Source organism: Nostoc sp. DSM 114167, from assembly GCF_052692655.1.
In genome coordinates this window covers 334,074-351,692 of the sequence record NZ_CP195116.1, presented here as the reverse complement: position 1 = coordinate 351,692, position 17,619 = coordinate 334,074, and the positions used below count along the sequence as shown (strand labels likewise).

Annotated in this window: 16 protein-coding genes; 5 read left to right on the top strand and 11 right to left on the bottom strand. The window is 41.3% G+C overall.

All coding sequences use genetic code 11. The features are described from left to right. The first annotated feature begins 283 nt into the window (after positions 1-283). From NSTC731_RS01500 to NSTC731_RS01480, 5 genes are all read left to right on the top strand, one after another. Positions 284-3,160: a family 10 glycosylhydrolase gene (locus tag NSTC731_RS01500; RefSeq protein ID WP_445632252.1), complete on the top strand. Its 2,877-nt coding sequence runs from the start codon at positions 284-286 to the stop codon at positions 3,158-3,160. Positions 3,161-3,894: 734 nt separating this feature from the next. Next, complete coding sequence (locus tag NSTC731_RS01495) at positions 3,895-4,638, top strand: hypothetical protein (RefSeq protein ID WP_445629309.1); 744 nt, start codon at positions 3,895-3,897, stop codon at positions 4,636-4,638. Between the two features lie 54 nt (positions 4,639-4,692). After that, positions 4,693-5,904, top strand: coding sequence for an EAL domain-containing response regulator (locus NSTC731_RS01490; RefSeq protein WP_445629308.1), 1,212 nt, complete (start codon positions 4,693-4,695; stop codon positions 5,902-5,904). 394 nt (positions 5,905-6,298) lie between these two features. Beyond that, positions 6,299-7,642, top strand: a complete 1,344-nt coding sequence (locus NSTC731_RS01485; RefSeq protein WP_445632251.1) for a PQQ-dependent sugar dehydrogenase — start codon at positions 6,299-6,301, stop codon at positions 7,640-7,642. A gap of 174 nt (positions 7,643-7,816) precedes the next feature. Beyond that, positions 7,817-8,224, top strand: coding sequence for a phosphomannose isomerase type II C-terminal cupin domain (locus tag NSTC731_RS01480; protein ID WP_445629307.1), 408 nt, complete (start codon positions 7,817-7,819; stop codon positions 8,222-8,224). A gap of 144 nt (positions 8,225-8,368) precedes the next feature. On the opposite strand, the gene NSTC731_RS01475 is transcribed toward NSTC731_RS01480, so the two are convergent. The 11 genes from NSTC731_RS01475 to NSTC731_RS01425 all read right to left on the bottom strand — a co-directional run bounded on the left by NSTC731_RS01475 (position 8,369) and on the right by NSTC731_RS01425 (position 17,569). Next, a complete protein-coding gene (locus NSTC731_RS01475; protein ID WP_322680417.1) occupies positions 8,369-9,127 on the bottom strand; it encodes a HEAT repeat domain-containing protein in 759 nt (252 codons plus the stop codon). 186 nt (positions 9,128-9,313) lie between these two features. Continuing rightward, the gene (locus NSTC731_RS01470; RefSeq protein WP_445629306.1) at positions 9,314-9,847 is read right to left on the bottom strand and encodes a GNAT family N-acetyltransferase; all 534 of its coding nucleotides are present in this window, start codon (positions 9,845-9,847) and stop codon (positions 9,314-9,316) included. Between the two features lie 31 nt (positions 9,848-9,878). Next, positions 9,879-10,067: a hypothetical protein gene (locus NSTC731_RS01465; RefSeq protein ID WP_322710173.1), complete on the bottom strand. Its 189-nt coding sequence runs from the start codon at positions 10,065-10,067 to the stop codon at positions 9,879-9,881. A gap of 223 nt (positions 10,068-10,290) precedes the next feature. Continuing rightward, the gene (locus NSTC731_RS01460) at positions 10,291-10,713 is read right to left on the bottom strand and encodes an ABC transporter permease (RefSeq protein ID WP_445629305.1); all 423 of its coding nucleotides are present in this window, start codon (positions 10,711-10,713) and stop codon (positions 10,291-10,293) included. After that, positions 10,698-11,999, bottom strand: a complete 1,302-nt coding sequence (locus NSTC731_RS01455) for an AmpG family muropeptide MFS transporter (protein ID WP_445629304.1) — start codon at positions 11,997-11,999, stop codon at positions 10,698-10,700. Before NSTC731_RS01455 ends, NSTC731_RS01460 begins: the two co-directional genes overlap by 16 nt. Positions 12,000-12,142: 143 nt before the next feature. After that, positions 12,143-13,600 (bottom strand): DNA phosphorothioation-associated putative methyltransferase, encoded by a 1,458-nt coding sequence (locus NSTC731_RS01450; protein WP_445629303.1) that lies wholly within the window; start codon positions 13,598-13,600, stop codon positions 12,143-12,145. 63 nt (positions 13,601-13,663) lie between these two features. Next, positions 13,664-14,050 (bottom strand): DNA sulfur modification protein DndE, encoded by a 387-nt coding sequence (gene dndE, locus NSTC731_RS01445; RefSeq protein ID WP_445629302.1) that lies wholly within the window; start codon positions 14,048-14,050, stop codon positions 13,664-13,666. A 30-nt stretch (positions 14,051-14,080) separates the two neighbouring features. Continuing rightward, the gene (locus tag NSTC731_RS01440; protein ID WP_445629301.1) at positions 14,081-14,428 is read right to left on the bottom strand and encodes a type II toxin-antitoxin system PemK/MazF family toxin; all 348 of its coding nucleotides are present in this window, start codon (positions 14,426-14,428) and stop codon (positions 14,081-14,083) included. Next, complete coding sequence (locus NSTC731_RS01435) at positions 14,425-14,676, bottom strand: hypothetical protein (protein ID WP_445629300.1); 252 nt, start codon at positions 14,674-14,676, stop codon at positions 14,425-14,427. The genes NSTC731_RS01440 and NSTC731_RS01435 overlap by 4 nt, the downstream gene beginning before the upstream one ends. A 93-nt stretch (positions 14,677-14,769) precedes the next feature. Then, complete coding sequence (gene dndD / locus NSTC731_RS01430) at positions 14,770-16,755, bottom strand: DNA sulfur modification protein DndD (protein ID WP_445629299.1); 1,986 nt, start codon at positions 16,753-16,755, stop codon at positions 14,770-14,772. Between the two features lie 193 nt (positions 16,756-16,948). Next, positions 16,949-17,569: a Uma2 family endonuclease gene (locus NSTC731_RS01425; RefSeq protein WP_445629298.1), complete on the bottom strand. Its 621-nt coding sequence runs from the start codon at positions 17,567-17,569 to the stop codon at positions 16,949-16,951. Between the last annotated feature and the right edge of the window lie 50 nt (positions 17,570-17,619).

The following is a 17,619-nucleotide window of genomic DNA, read 5'->3' as shown; positions in this document are numbered from 1 at the left end:
AAATTCACAATGTAATAACTAACAATTTCTATATATCGTCTTGGCAAGTTGAGTATCCATCTTGGCATTTTTAACTACTTTTGATAGGCTAGATTGATGAAGGTAATTCACTAAGTACTCTTTGAAAAGCTTATAGGAATTTTTTTATTTTTGCAAAGTAAAAGATTAGCTCACTTAATCCAAGTGAGAATCTCAGTAACCTTACTAGGATCGAGTTCAAATTCTATATTGTGTACTAATGAATTATGAATAATAACTAAATTAAAAATGAAGTGAGGAGTCACTGGTGAATTATCAGGAAAACCAAAAAGATATAAGTTTAAAAATTAAAGAAGCTAGAAAATTATTTATTTTAAGTTGTGAAATTGTAGTTTTAAATTTTTTGAGTATTTTGCCAGTAACGGCGGCGACTGAAGAACCCGTATTAAGCGTAGTTTATGGACAAGAAAATGCAAATCAATGGAGAGGGATAAGCGATCGCTTAGAGACAATAGGGGTGAAATATTGTGTAATTTCCCTAAATGATGTTAGGAGTGGGGCAGATTGGGGCGAGCGCCGCGTATTATTTTTGCCAAACGTCGAAACATTAACACCAACTCAAGCGATCGCTCTAGAAGACTGGATGAGTAAGGGAGGGCGTTTGATTGCTAGTGGGCCTGTAGGTAGTTTGTCATCGCCAGGAGTGCGGCAATTATTGCGATCGCTCTTGGGAGGTTATTGGGGATTCAGCCTTAGTGACACAGAACAGATTCAAGCTGCAAAAACCAAGATACCAGAATGGGCAAATCAAACTGGACTATTTGGTAAAGTGCGCGGCGGCGTTGTGATTCCTAATGATATGGGCGCTGAATCTCCTGCTGTTTGGAATTCCAAAGATAGTCCGGCCGCAGTCGTAACAACTGAGCGTTCCACCTTTTTGGGCTGGCGCTGGGGAACAGATACAGCCTCCGCAGCCGAGTTGGATAATGCCTGGTTAAAAACTACTATCAATCACTATTTGACAGCACTAGCGCCATCAAATCGTAACAAAAAAATAGCAGGAGGTTCCCAAAGCTGCTCTACGACTGTTGCAGCTGCGCCCTTAGTGCAGGAGAGCAGAGGGGCAGGGGGGCAGGGGGGCAGCACTTCTCTGCGAGACGCTCCGCGAACGACTACGCTCAGTGACCGGGGGGCAGGGGGGCAAGGGGGTAGTTCATCTCCCTCATCTCCCTCATTCATTCCTCCTAAAACTGCCACTGCTCCTATACCTAGACCGCTGCCTATGGTCAAACCCCCAAGTTCTCAGGAGGCTATTGACCAATTAGAACAAGCGGTGCGTTTGGATGTTGCACCCAACTCCAATGAGCCGATTGATAACAAGCAAGCGATCGCTCTCCAGCAAGAACTAGAAAATCTGATTGGTCGGGTGGAAAGCGCTCATTTAGCGGTGTTAGCTGATGCGGCTAATGTTGGCGAAACAATATCTGAAAGTGAGGGGAAACAGTTTTCTAGGCATTTGAACACCCCCCAGTCTGTCAAAGAACAGCCAATACAATTAGCCTCAACCAAACTGGGGGCGCTAGCCATAAGTAAAGACCAAGCCTTAGCACAAGCAAGGTTAATTGCCAAAAATTTACCCCAATTGATTGCTCAAAAAAACTACGCTTTGGCTCGTCAGCAATGGCTGGCCGCTAAAACAACTTTGTGGCAACAGTTTCCTGTCGATCGGAAACTAGCTCAACCAGAAATTCGCGCAGTTTGGTTAGATCGGGGGACGATTGTTCGCGCTGGTAGTAAGGCGGGACTGGCACAGATTTTTGATCGCCTCGCTCAAGCCGGGATTAATACCGTCTTTTTTGAAACTGTTAATGCTGGCTATCCAATTTATCCCAGCCAAATCGCAAAAGAGCAAAACCCATTAATTCGTGGGTGGAACCCACTAGAAGAAGCAGTGAAACTAGCCCATGAGCGAGATATGGAATTACACGCTTGGGTGTGGACTTTTGCTGCTGGCAATCAACGCCATAATGAAATTCTCAACCTTAATCCTAATTATCCAGGGCCAGTACTGGCGGCTCATCCCGATTGGGCAAACTACGATAATCTAGGCAACATGATTCCCGTTGGGCAGACTAAGCCATTCTTCGATCCAGCCAACCCCGAAGTGCGGCAATACTTGCTCAAGCTGTATGAGGAAATTGTCACTAAATATAAGGTGGATGGTTTACAGCTAGACTACATTCGCTACCCTTTCCAAGATCCATCAGCAGGTCGAACTTATGGCTATGGGAAAGCTGCAAGAGCGCAATTTCAGAAACTTACTGGTGTAGATCCAGTGAATATTTCTCCTAGCCAAACAGATTTGTGGCAAAAATGGACAAAATTTCGCACCGATCAAGTTGATAGCTTTGTCGCTCAACTATCACAGCAGTTGCGACAAAAGCAACCGAATTTGATTTTGTCGGTTGCAGTATTTCCTTTGCCAGAACTAGAACGGATTCAGAAAATTCAACAAAATTGGGAAACTTGGGCAAAACAGGGGGATGTAGATTTAATTGTTCCCATGACTTATGCTCTTGATACTTCTCGGTTTCAACGACTGGCGCAACCCTGGATTGCCTCTAAACAATTGGGAGCTACCTTGTTGGTGCCGGGAATTCGCTTACTTTCTTTGCCAACCATCGGGGCATTCGATCAACTCCAGTTGGTAAGGGACTTGCCAGTTAGTGGTTATGCACTATTTGCAGTAGAAAATTTTAGCAACGATCTCCAAAAACTCTTTAGTAACACCCAAGGTAGAATTCAATCTACAACAAGTGAACCGATTCCTCTCCATCAGCCTTTTCAAACCGCCGCCATCCGTTACACCGCGCTACAACGGGAATGGAAAGTTGTTTTCCAAAATGACCAACGACCAAGACCATCTCAGAAACTTTCAGATTTTAACAACCAGGCAGAAGTTTTACGCAGTGCTTTAAATCAGCTTGCCGCTTCCCCTTCTGCTAGTAAGTTACTCGTGGCGAAAGCCTCTCTAACTCGGTTCCAGTCTCAATTTCGGGTATTGATGAGCCAAGAAATTAAGTCCAATTCCTATCAAGTCAAAGTTTGGGAAAATCGGCTCGTAACTATAGAAAGGCTATTACGTTATGGCGAACGGCGGGTGCAATTACGTCCTTTGTGAAGAGGTAGAGGGGCTTTCTAGCAGGGGAGTAGCCCTTCTCTACGAGACGCTGCGCGTAGCTTGCTTCCACGAAGTGGTACGACTCATTTCGGCTACGCGGTAGTTGAGCGTAGTCGAAACTCAATGACCAACGCTCAGTGACCGGGGAGCAGAGGAGCAGGGGAGGATAATTAATGACAAATGACAAATGCCCAACTAGCTGGATACAAGCTAGTTTGTAATTCTTAACACACTTTTTGTAGTGTTTGTATCCCAAAAATTACTAGTTGATTAGCGTCAAAATATTGGAAAATACTTAGATAAGCGGTTTTAGATAACTATTATTTGATGATAGCTATCGTGAAAATCTATGCAAGCCTGACCTCAGCTCATCAGCCTACAAAGCTTAGAGTTAAAAATTGACTGTTTGCTCCTGATGCTTGTGTTAAAAACATCACTATTAAAGTAGATGCTATTTCTACAACGAGCTACGCTTACGCACTGATGTAGCACGGGGTAAAAGTATCTTGTTTTTTCATTTTCGCAAGTAGTAGGGTACTTCACCAAGCATGATATGGTACTGTTTGTAGCTTCTGAAACTAGCTTGAAAACAACCAATACTCTTGAGGTTATGCATACCTTAGTCATGACATTGAACGTGTCATATTTTGTGAAGATAGTCTCAGTGTTATCACGTGTACATCAGCAACAGTTGGAACTACTGCTAGTTGTGGATAACCAAGATAATATTACTCGTGAAAGTATCTATTAAACACTGGCACAAGAAACAGAGAAAACTAGAGGTAATGTTTAGTATTGGTTCTTTTGAGGTAGAACATCAGATTTTCATTAAGAGACAATTGCTCAAGTCCCAATGGTTACCAGCACGCGTTATAGTACGTAAAGCTACGACAGGCAAATACACTCACTTCATTGAAGTTTATGAAGAAGATTTGGACTTTTACCGTAAGTCTAATAGGGTCATCCACACGAATATGCCCAAATATCACATAATCATGACTGAAATGTCGAATGATGTCTTGATTATCGGTCAGTTAGAAGTGGGAAAATTAGAGTATAGAACAACATCGTTCAATTTGTTTGAATATAGCCGACAATTGCCAGAACAAATGCAGATGAATCTGGGCTATCGGCGCTTGATTTTTTTCATCAGTCAATATAATTTTGTAACCTGCTGCATCAATGAAAAACTCTTGGCACATATCTTGACTAACTTTTTTTCAAGTTATATTAGATTTTTTTCTGATGATAGCACTTTCAAGTTGAATTTACTTAGCCAAGATAGACAAATCGTGTTTGACATTCAAGATTGGCAAATTTGTATTTTCCCAGAAGACATAGTAAATATTTTTAAATCATTTTATCAGGCTAGCAATGGTGTTAATATACTAAATGCTAGATTAAAAATGGCAATTTTAAAAAAATGTAGAGATATCTACCAATTTAAAATACTTAATTATAAAGTTTATTTTTTGTAACAAGTATTGCTGGATAATGTCGGGAAATAATAAAATAGAAAGATGAGGTAATTTATGCCCAAAATCTTAATAATAGAAGATGAAGAAGCAGTCCGTGAAAACATTTTAGATTTGCTAGAAGCTGAGGATTTTGAAACTATTGCTGCGGCTAATGGCAGAATCGGGGTAAGTTTGGCTATCTCCGAAGTTCCCGATTTAATTCTTTGTGATATGATGATGCCAGAAATTGACGGTTATGGCGTGCTAACAGCATTACGTCAAGAACCATCTACGGCAACCATTCCCTTCATTTTTCTCACTGCCAAATCTGCTAAATCTGACTTCCGTCAAGGTATGGATATGGGTGCAGATGACTATATAACTAAGCCATTCACTCGAGCTGAGTTATTAAGTGCCATTATGAACAGGTTGGAAAAATACGCTACTTTAAAAAGGTATTTATCTTCTCAGACTGTCATTAATAACTTGTCTCCAAAAATGCAGTTGTTAGAAATTAGCTTACACCGAGCTATAAAACAACATAATTTTCAAGAATTTGAAATTTATTATCAACCAATAGTCGATATTACATCTGGAAAAATAGTAGGAGCTGAAAGTTTATTGCGCTGGCAAAGTCCAGAGTTAGGAATGATTTACCCAACAGAATTTATTCCTTTAGCAGAGTCTACAGGTTTAATTGTTCCGATTGGGAAATGGGTATTAAAAAGGGTATGCCAACAAATTAAAAGCTGGCGTGATGCTGGAATTGATTCATTGATTGTTGCTGTAAATCTGTCAGCAATTGAATTTAATCAGCCAGATTTTATTCATAATGTAGTTAATTTTATATCCGTGAATAATCTAGAACCACATGACCTAGAACTAGAACTCACTGAAAGTATGATTATGCAAGATGTCAATAGTGCGATCGCTACTATGAGCAAATTGCAATCCTTGGGTATAAAAATTGCGATCGATGATTTTGGTACGGGTTACTCTTCTTTGATTTATCTGAAAAACTTACCAATTAATACATTAAAAATAGATCGTTATTTTATCCATAATGTTGCTAATGATTCGCAAAAGTCAGCCATCGCTAAGGCATTAATTCAGATGGCTCATAATCTCAATCTAGGTGTAGTAGCTGAAGGTGTAGAAACAGAAGCAGAACTAGGTTTTTTACGCCAACACAAATGTAACTCTATGCAAGGTTTTCTATTTAGTCGTCCCTTACCAGCAGCAGAATTTGAAAATTTTTTGTTCACTAACAAATGTTTGTATGTGTAAATATTGAACATTGGGCGAAACAGTTCAGAGTTCCAAGTTATGAGTTACGAGTAAATAAGTGAGATTCACAACTCAGCACAGGCTAAACCTTAGCTATCCGCTAACAGCACGGGCTAAATGCCGAGCTATCGCTAACAGCACTCCTGAAGGGCATTGAGCATTGGGAATAGAATTTAGTCACTAGTACGCCACAACTTAAATAGAGCAATCATTTAAAATCTCTAAAAAGACTATTCCATAATACTTTTGACTTTTGACTTTTGCCTTGCGGTGCTAGTACTTTATTTTTGAATTGTTAATAGGTTGATTAACTAAAAAAAATCAAACTTTTGACTGGCGACAATTATTAAGCCTCAAGTCTAGAGTAAGAACATTGTGTATAGTGTCTACCACCATGAAAGTTCCTGCGCGTTTTTTGCTGCCTGTTTTTTTAATGATTTTGGCAGCAGCCTGTAACCAGACTCGCGCTAACTCAGATAATCCTACACCTCAAAAATCTATACCTTCTGCCCAACTGACACAGAATCCTACACAGCCAAAAAATATTGTCCGTACTGAAGCACTTTCACCTACACCCATCCGAATCAATCTGAAGAATTTACCAGCACCCTTTGCAACCGAAAGCGCCTCGAAGCGGCCTGAGGTTGTGCCCATTCCAGAAAATCCGGTGCTGCGCGTACCACCAGGCTTCACAGTCAACGTCTTTGCCGAAGGTTTAGATGCCCCACGCTGGCTAGCTTTAACCCCTAAGGGTGATGTTTTAGTGACTGAAACCGGGCAAAATCGCATTCGTCTATTGCGTGACAGCAACGGCGATGGTGTCGCTGACGTTCGAGAAACCTTTGCTAGTCGGGACAACGGACTCAATAGACCCTTTGGGATGGCTTTTGCAGGTAATTCCTTTTTTCTGGGTAATACAGATGCTGTGGTGCGTTTTCCCTACACTCAAGATCAAAACAAAATTACAGGTAAAGGGGAAAAAATTGCCGATTTGCCCGCTCAAGGTTATAACAACCATTGGACGCGCAATGTCGTTGTCTCGCCCGATCGCAATAAATTATATATTTCAGTTGGATCGGGAACCAATGTAGATGAGGAACCCTTACCACGGGCTTCGATACAAGTGATGAATTTAGATGGTTCCCAGCAGCAAACTTTCGCTTCCGGCTTGCGTAACCCTGTTGGTTTAGACTTTCATCCTGTAACTAAGGAACTTTATACCACTGTTAACGAACGGGATGGAATTGGTGATGATTTGGTGCCAGACTATCTGACACGCGTTAAACAGGGGGCATTTTACGGCTGGCCCTATGCTTATCTAACACCAAACAACCTCGATCCGCGGCAAAAGACGGATAACAAAAGTAAACGTCCTGATTTAGTAGCCCGGACTCAAACGCCAGATGTACTGTTCCAGGCACACTCCGCAGCATTGGGTTTGCAGTTTTATGATGGTAAAACGTTTCCCAAAAAATACCAGAACGGTGCTTTTGCTGCTTTTCGTGGTTCTTGGAATCGCGATCGCGGCACTGGTTATAAAATTGTATTTGTTCCCTTCGATGCTAAAGGGCGATCGCTTGGCTACTACGAAGACTTTCTCACAGGATTTTTGCTAAATCCTTCTGTACCAACCACTTGGGGACGACCTGTAGGTTTACTCGTGTTGCCAGACGGCAGTTTACTACTCACAGAAGAAGCTAATAATCGAATTTATCGGATTCAGTATACGGGAGAGTGAACAATTCACGCCTTCAAACATTTAAAAATTCACGGATAGAATCTGTTGCCTAAAGTAAAGTTAGAGCAGTTGTCATCAATAGAGATGTTGTGACTGCATCTCCCTATCCAGGTTTATCTCGTTTACGGTAAATTACTGATAAATACTAATACTTATCTGGTTGAAAAATTAATTATGACTCCCAATGAAAATAATACTCAATCAAATATCAACGAATTGTCTCCACATTCAGGTACACGATATTGGGGTGAGGTAGAGGTAATCGAGGAGGGAGAAACCTATAGAATTAGTCGTGTAGAAATCAAGCCCAGGCACGGAATTAAACCACAAATTCATTATCACCGTAATGAACATTGGGTTGTAGTTTCCGGCGTGGCAAAGGTGACTTGTGGGAATGAGGAAATACTACTGAATCGAAACGAATCAACTTATGTCCCGGCTGCAACACTACATAAAGTAGATAATCCTGGGCATATTCCGCTAGTTATTCTGGAAATTCAAAATGGTGAATATTTGGGTGAGGATGATACTGAGCGCCCTTATGACTTAAATTTGGTCAAACCTGTAGCTGAAGGACAGTAAGGGCTGGGGTGAGAGCAGGGGAAGCAAGGGAGCAGGGAGCAGGGAGCAGGGAGCAGGGGGCAGGGAGCAAGGGAGGAGAGTTTTCCTCTCTGCCCCCTCTGCCCCCTCTGCCCCATGCCCAATGCCCCATTCCCCATTCTCAAATCAAAACCACCCTTCTTGTTCTAAGGTTTCAATTAGCTGTAAGCCACGGGGATCGCCTACTCCTAACAGTGAGGCTTTAGCGTCTTCTCGGACTCCCAAATCTTCGTCTTCGGCAAAGGCTTGAATTAGGGCATCGATCGCTGTGGCATAAACTACATTAGAAGGCAATTCGCGGCAGAGTTGACCAATTGCCCAAGCACTATTACTCCGCACTGCTGCCACGGGATCTTGGACTAAGGCTTCAATTAATGGTGGTATTGCCCCTATCACTGCTTCATAACCCACTTCTGCCATCTGTGCTAAGGCACTAGCAGCCCACAAACGCACTGCGGAAATGTCGGTTCTGAGGGCATTTGCTAAAGGTGCTAAAGAACGGCGATCGCGACAGTTTCCTAAAGCCCAAACTACACCTTTACGTACATAGCCATTCCAATCACTGTTTAGTTGAGCAATTAACGGACTCACTGCTTCTAAACTGGGATTGCGTCCGATGCCATAAGCTGCACTTACTCGGACTAAGGGACAGGTATCTGTTAACAGGCGAATCAGATGGGGGGTAGCACGCGCATCTTCTATATCACAAAAAGCGCGTGCCGCTAACATTCTTTGCTGGGGCTGGGGATTTTCCAGCAAGGCTAGCATCACTTCTGGATCGGGCTTTGCCACAACTGATTCGGCAGTTAGCGGCTCTATTTTATCTAAGGGGCTTTCTAGCTCCTCCTCAATATCGAGTAGGCTTAGATCGTCTTCGTCATACATAATTTGATTTCAATCCCGAAAAGGGATCGACACATAATCCCCCGCGCCAAGAAGTTAAAGCTTTATCTTTATATTTATATATATTAGTTGGGTTTTTATACATTTATCCTTCTTTCTCGTTGAGTTTTATCCAAACGAGAACCTCCATAACTCAGACGCTACAGTATATTATCGCTATCCTTGAGTTTATTTTTCTGCACTCAGGAATTTTACCATCCATAGGGATTGGGTTTGATAACCTAACTGATTGTAAAGATTCAATGCGGGTTTGTTTGATTGAAATACTTGCAGTCCAATCTGGCGATCGCCTCTTTGAATAGCCCAATTTTCCACATATCGCATCAAGGCTGTACCAATACCCCGCCGCCGATGTTCTGGCACAACGTAGAGGATAAAGATGTGAGCATGACGGTTCCCATGTACTTGATCTATGGCATTGCCAACCCAGAGGCAGGCTATAGGGGGATGGGGGGCAGAGGGGCAGAGGGGCAGAGAGGCAGAGGAGAGAGATTCTTTATTGCTCCCCTGCTCCCCCTCGTCTTCTACCCACCACAAGGGCGTATCGCTAGAAAAGTATTGCTTAACTGTTTGCTCTAAGTGGGAAAAATCCTCGTTGGGAAAGAGATCCTGGTAAGTTCGCTGCATGAATTTGAGCAGCAGCGATCGCTCCAAAAGGGAGCCACGGCGAATAATATATCCAGGTAATAGTTCCTCAGACACTACTGATATTTACTGATATTTATTGACTTAGCTAGCTCGCGTTATGTGCTGCTGGAGGTAAATCAGTTGGAGTAGGTTGAGAACTTACTCCCACCTCTTCAATTGGTGCGGGTGCTGCCATATCGGACGGTAAAAATATTCGGGCGCTGACTGCCACTAGAGCAAAAACAAATACTAGTACTACAAGCAGTGGAGCGATGTATTGACGAAAAATAGCCATATTTTAATTGCAAGAAGCTAGGAACTTTTATGAGAACCTAGCTGAAGATTTGTGAAGTATTCTTGATTTATTTTAGCAATTTTCTGTGCATGGGAATTGGGCATTGGGAAAGAGGAGGCAGAAGTTCTAAAATGTTTGAATGCGTGAATTTTGAATTGATTTCTCCCCTGCTCCCCTGCTCCTCTGCTCCCCGGTCACTGAGCGTAGTCGAAGTGCTGCTCCCCTACTCCCTCTGGCGATCGCTTTCCAAGTCATCAAGTACTCTTTCGCAATACCAATTCTCCGGCATCCCAGGATAAGTCTCTTTTGCCTGTGCAATTAACCGTTCGGCTGCTGCAGTGTCACCAGATAATTTAGCAATTAGCCTGTTTTTGAGATAGCTATCAGATCCACCATCGTCTACCTGGGTTGGTATCCCTTGATTGATGGTTGATGGAGTTGACGGTCGGGATTGTTCTCTTCGCAATTGCCAAAATAAAACGTAATAAAGCGTACCAAAAATTAAAATTAGGCTGAGTGTTCCAAAAAAAGTTAACAGGTTAAATGCTAAAAATCCTAGAACTAACTGCGAGAGAACATAGCCAAGTAATAAACCAGTCAGTAAGAGAATAAATGTGCCGACAGCAATAACTACTTGATTCCCCATATATCCTCTTCTTCGTCGTCAAGTCCTGGTCTGGATAATACTACCACTGGCTTTGAATTCCAAGGGGCAAAGAATGGCAATAATAATAATCCCGGCAAAGCAGCTATTGCTGTCAGTAGAAAGAATGTAGACCAGCCGGTGGTTTGTGCCCATGTACCTGCTGGAGCCGTAAGAATATCTCTACTAAAAGCCTGCAAACTCGAAAGTAAGGCGTACTGTGTAGCTGAAAAGCTTTGGTTACAAAGACTCATCAAAAATGCTACAAAAGCAGCAGTTTCTAAACCAGCACAAAATTGTTCTATATTAACGGCAGCTAACATTAGATAGAAGTTTTTACCTACTACTGCTAACGCAAAGAAAGCCAAGTTCCCGACAGCTTGCAATATGGCGAATATCCACAGCGAACGATTAACACCAATTTTGGTCATTATTGCTCCTGCTGCCAAGGTGCCAACAATGGTGGCGAAAATTCCCAACGCACCAGGAAATGCAATGTCGGTTTGAGTAAAATGTAAACCTTTATCTAACAAAAATGGGGTAGATACATTCTTTAGCAAAGAATCCCCCAACTTGTAAATCACAATGAATACCAAGATTAAAAGTGCTTGTAGCCAGCCATGACGCTGGAAAAATTCAATGAAAGGTAATTTGACGGCGGCGGATAAAGTCTGAGGTGGGCGATCGCGTAGGACTGGTTCTGGTGCAAAAATAGAACTTACTAAGCCCACGAGCATCAACAGCGACATCAACAAGTAAACAGCTTGCCAAGGCATCCTATCTGCCAAAAATAGAGTGACATAACCGGTTACGAGAATGGCAATGCGATAACCTAATAAGTAAATAGATGCTCCAGCACCTCTTTCTTCTACTTCCACTACATCAGTGCGGTAAGCATCAACTAAAATGTCTTGGCTGGCGCTAAAAAAGGCAACGGCCACAGCAGCAATTATTAAAGGTTGTAGCCCTTGGGATGGGTGTTGTAGTCCCATTACAGCTATACCTAGCAGTAATGCTACTTGTGTAATTACCAACCAACCTTTACGTCGCCCCAAAAAAGGCGGTACAAATCTATCTAGTAAAGGCGACCAGAGAAATTTTAAAGAATAGGGCAGCTTTACTAAACTAAAAGCGGCGATCGCTGCCAAGCTAATCCCTTCTTTGGTCAACCAGGCTTGTAATGTCTGACTGGTTAAATATAACGGCAACCCTGATGAGAAGCCAAGAAATAACAAAGCTCCCATCTTCTGGCTGCCAAAAATTCGTAGCAGCGATTTATTTACTTGCACAATCTTGAAGATTCCTTTTTATTTAATTGAATTGCAGTTATCTTGCCATAGCTGCTGTCTAATTTCGTGTAAGCACACAAACCTGCTAAGATTTTCTTTATTTAAGATACATATCAGCAATGCTCTAACATAGTGATTATTCCTTAATTTTCCTTAATCGAATAAACCTGATGCCCTCTGATTTCGACTCTGTGGGCAGCTAGGCATTTTTTCCAACCTTCACGAGTGCCGATGTCGCTTTTGTCCTTGAGCAATCCTAATTCCTGTTCTTGTTGGGTGAGTTTAGCAAATTCTTCGTAACGTGGGTAGTTGCCGATCACAAATGTTTCCTTTCGGTGCAAAATCGGCGGATTTGCCCTAGTTTCATAGTCTCGATGAGTTATGGAGAGGGTTTTTAAATCAATACCAATGCTGGCTTTTAATGCCGGATGCGGATCGGTGTCGAATTGGGGGTAAGACAGATAGGATATTTGCGGCTTATCAGTGTGATATTTAATTAATGTGGCTTCATCGACACGCCCAATGGTACGGCTAGCGCAACCTTCACAAATTCGTAGTACTGGGTCAAGTGCTGCAAGTGCCGAAATATGGACGTAAAGCGCACCGCGCGTATGTTTACCAATTTTGCTTTTTTCGCAAGCAGTTTGAATCACCCCAGGTTTACCCAAGCTGAAAAGCTTTTGATCGGCTACAAGGCACGCTTCCTCATAGCTACTAAAAAAGGCTTTGATATCGTGACGCATTTCTGGGGCTAGCTTTTGCCATGCAGGGCGTCGATCGAAGTGGGTCAGCGCGAGATAAACTTGGATATCGAGAGAACGACGATAAGCGATCGCATCCCATTCAGCCTCATCGGTAGCTTGTAAAATTACACCGAAGGCGCGGCGAAAGTTACCAAATTCGCTCAGTAATTCTTGTTCATTTTCCAATTCACCTTTCACAGGTAGTCTACCGCGCTTGGTAAAAAAAGCCATTAAGGGTTGCAGCTGTTCTTGATAGTCTTCAAACCGCTTGGTGGGAATGCGGACTCGCGGTGTAGAGGTGGTAGAAAAGAAGCGGATAGCTTTGTAACTTTCTTTTTCAGCTTCATCTCGAAAAACAAAGTAAACGCCTAGTGCGATCGGTACTGCATCTACATTTAAAACTTCATCAATATAAGTTTTGAGTTCTTCTTGTTCGTAATATTTCTGAAAAGTATTGCGGCGCGTCACAATGCCATCATTGTAAGCAAGTTGGTTTTTGCTGGGAGCGTCGATTAGGATTTGAGCCGCGACAATTAAAACTTTCCCGGTGAGTTCCCAGGCTTGGATCAAGCTTTGACGGCGTTCTTCTGAGTCTTCAATGACGTTGAGGACATAACCCAAATTGACCACATCGGCGGGGGTGCGTGGGACATCAGGATAGTAGTAAGGGTCCCAGCCTGCGCTGGTGTAACCTAAGTTTTTTACTCGCTGAACATCACCACCGTAGCCGCAACCGTAGTCAAAAAAAGTGGTGTCTTGAGTTAGGATTGCCCATTCTATTGCCAATCGTACAGGGCGAGATATGTCAGTGCGAGCGATCGCAGCTCTATGACGCTCAATTTCTAGCGCTTCAGGCATGATAATAATTCGTAATTCGTAATTCGTAATTCGTAATTAAAACACCCAGCACCTAACATTGTTTCAAGGTTTAATGGCCAGTTCAATTAAATCTTCAATTTTCTTGATATTTGGATCGCCTGCTAAGTAGCCAATACCGCGATGCAAATGTAAGCGGAATTGGGTGGCGAGGGTTTCTTTATCGGTGGGATAACCATCGTTGTGACAGCGTTGCTTGAGTGCGAGGAGGAGAATATCGGACATTTCGCCGCCAAAGACGCGCCAAGTCATTTCGACGTTGCTATCTTGGGGAATTGGAACGGGGGAGGGTGCGGTTGCTTCTGCGAGGGAACGACAAAATGCCCAACGGCATAGAATATTCCACTGGTCGATTTTGGTGCTGCGTTTAAGTTTGGTAAGTTGGTCTTTAGCTGTTTGGGAAAGTTTAATTCTTTCGATTGGGGATTCCATAATCTTCCTAAAAATTGAGATAATTTTCGCTCATAAACCCAAACAGTAGCGAACCGCAGTTTCAACTTCAAGCATCTTGGAATCAGAAAGTTTGCCAGATGGATCGGCAGGAAAGCGATTTGGATCTAAAGAACGAATTTGAAAACATAAGAACACTGTTTCTATAAGCAATCCACTGTCACTTGGAGAGACTCGTATATTAGTTGGATAATCACGCTTAATATTTGTTCCTTTCGTACCGACAACTACAGTTACAACCAAAGGTAATTGATTGATAGCATTTATAGATAAAACTAAAACTGGTCTTGTTCCTGCCTGTTCTCGACCCAGCACTGGATTAAGATTGACAAAATAAATTTGTCCCCTCTCGATGCTCACAGATTTTCTAAACCATCCATTTCTGTAATACTAAATTCATTATTTATAGAGGAAATTTCTGCCTGTATATCTAAATCACTAGCCATTGCAGCTAGTTGTTCATTCATATATTTCACATCAGTAAATCTATCTGATATTTGCTTCTTTTCTTCCAATTGTCTTGTGATAAGTTCTAAAACCCATTCTAGTTCTTCTAATGACAAAACACGTAGGTCACGCTCTATTTTTAGTAAATGTGGTGAGTTCATAATTGCTAATCTACTTTTCAAAGGTCGTTATATATATTGTAAATATCTAGAGTTAGAAAAATCGCGCTCCGCCAATTTTTTAGACGATATCTACTACCAAAAATATCCTGATTGTATGGTTGTTTGGCGGGTAGAGGAGTCATATTTGAGGAGATATTCGCGGGCGATCGCTTCGTTTTCTCGCAGTGTTTCTACTTCTTTCTTGCCAATCTCAGTATCGGTAGATAGTAAAATTACTTGATGGCTGGCGGCGGGGAAGTATTTATCCACTAAGTTTTGGCGATGGGAGGAGTCGAGCCTACCTAAGGGTGTATCTATAGCTACTGGTAAGCGGAGTCCAGAGACTTTGGCTAAACCCCAGAGGAAGGCGATCGCAAGTAATTGTTTTTCACCTGCTGATAAACGATGTTTAGGGACAGGTTTACCATTTAAATCATAAAGCAAAAGGCTAAAAGTCTTAGTATCAATAGTTATTCGATGCACTAAGTCTGATTTATGGAGGAGATAAAGGAAGCAGTTTTTAACTTCTTCCTCTAATTTATTGAGTTTTCGCAGGGTTAATTTTTCCCGAAAAATCTTGAGTGTGTTTTGAACTTTCGCTGCTGAGGTAATAATATGTTCGCTATTTTTATGCTTAATATTTTCTACAGTGTAATCACTTAATTCTCTCTTGGACTTGGCAATAATAGTTTCTAATTCAGCTAAACGACGGCGGATTGTTTCGTAATTTGCTTTAGCTTCAACAACTTGATTTTGTGCCGCTTCTAGTGCTTGACGCAGCTTTGTATATTCTTCTGGTGCTGCTGCTGTTTGCACTTGTCTTTCTAAAGTATGAATTTCTTCTTCTTTATTTTTGAGGATAGCTAATTTCTCTTTTGCAGAAATTTTAGAATTTTGTAAATGATATATAAAATTATCAAGCTGACTTAAAGTTTCATCATCGGCTAATAGCCAAGGTGCTTCCGTCTGGAGAGTCTTTGCATATAAACTATCTACATCTTGGCTTAAAAATGATTGAATTTTTTCAACTTGTATCGGAGAAATTTCTACTTGATTTAGCCAAGTGAGTAAGCGCCGATCTCGTTCAAGTAACAAATCCTTAGAAATTTGTACCTGTTGATGGCGAAATTCTTTTTCTCCCTGTGTTTGCGCCTGATTAAGCAAATTGGGAATTAATGCCAGAGGTAAAACATCAGCCGCCAATTCACACATTAATTGACGTACTTGTTCAATTTCCGCAGTTTTTGTATTTTGCTGTAGTTCTAATTGATTGCGTTCTGCTGCAATCTTCCCGCCTTCAGAAATAAATTTATCAAAGGCTTCTTGCTGCTTTTGTTCTAACTCTTCTACCTGATTTTTGAGAATTTCTACTTTTTCTTCTGTAGTTTGATAATCTTCTTGCTGTTGGGTTAACCTAGTTTCAATTTCCTCTAGGTTTGCTAAATCCTTACTATTACCAACTTCTTTAAGTTTACGGTTAACTAAAATATCTAAATCAACTGCTAAACGGTCTGCTAACTCTAACCCTAAAAGTCCGCGAATAGCATCTACTACAACTGGTGGTGGTGTTTCCTGTTCTGCGAGTTCTTTAACCTGTTCACCATCAAAGAGAAATAAGTTAGAAATACCTAATGGTAGGAGATTTTCAATATACTCATCCCAGATATTAACTAAAGCATCAGGCCAAGTATCACTGTCACCTAAAATACCTAATGTATCTTTCCCGTCTTTAGGATTTTTTGTCCAACTACGCACAACCCGGTATTTTATTGGTTTATCGTTTTCAATATGTTCAAAAAGTAATTCAATTCGGGTGTCTGCAACTGGATCTATTTTATTGTTAACACATTGGTTAAGAAAATCGCTATAACTTAAATTACCACGGGTAGAACATTGGGCGCGGGGGCCATAAAGGGCGAGACGAATGGCATCCATAAGAGTAGTTTTTCCGCCGCCATTCATACCACCTAATAAGATAATTGGACGCAAGTTTTCTTCATCGCTTTTTGGGTTAAGATTGATTACTTGTTTACCACTGTAGGGGCCAAAGTTTTGTAATACGAGTTCAAGAAATATCATTAGTATTTAAGATTAACATGAGTTCGACAGCGATCGCAGAAGCAGAAAGTTTGTGATGAAAGGAATCAGATAAAATTAATTAGATGATTTTGTCTGACGCATTGAGAAAAAATATTGTCTATTAAATATAGATAATACTATCACTAACTATTAAGAAATGCGATCGCATCTGTCTAGGTGTTGGTAAGCGTGCCTAGATTTGCACACCCCCAGCTTGAAAAATCTGTTCGGCGGTTAAATTTAATTCTGGGAAAGTAGGCGAGACAATATGGGTATCGCCTTTAAATTGAGTAACTTGGTACTCACCATCAATTAATTGATAAATGGATACAGTAGGCAGTTTAGGATTGCCAATAAACTTTCTAGCACCTATAGCCGCGTAATCGATAATCCAATATTCAGGAATGCCTATAGCTTCATAATCGGCTAACTTTTTGTAGTAATCATCTCGCCAATTAGTACTAACAACTTCAATAACTAATGGAATAGATGTAGCTTGAGATACAGTTGATTCTTTTTTCCATAAAGGCTCATTTACTAAATTTGGTCGATTGATTATTAAGATGTCTGGGGAATAAGCTGAGTCACTTTCAGATGGCTTGACTAATACAGTTTTTGGAATGAAGTAAGGAAGTTTTTGTCGCCCAATTTCGATAGATATATTTAGTGCCAAAAAACCAACAACATCCTCATGATCTCCCACTGGTTGAGCCATTTCAACAATCACGCCATCATGTAATTCGTATCTCCCACCTTCAGGCCGCCAAGCTGCAAAATCTTCAAAAGTTACTAATTTGTGTATGGCTTGAATCATAGAACCTAGCTTGTTTTAAGATAATCAAATTTTGTCAAGCGTTCTTGAAG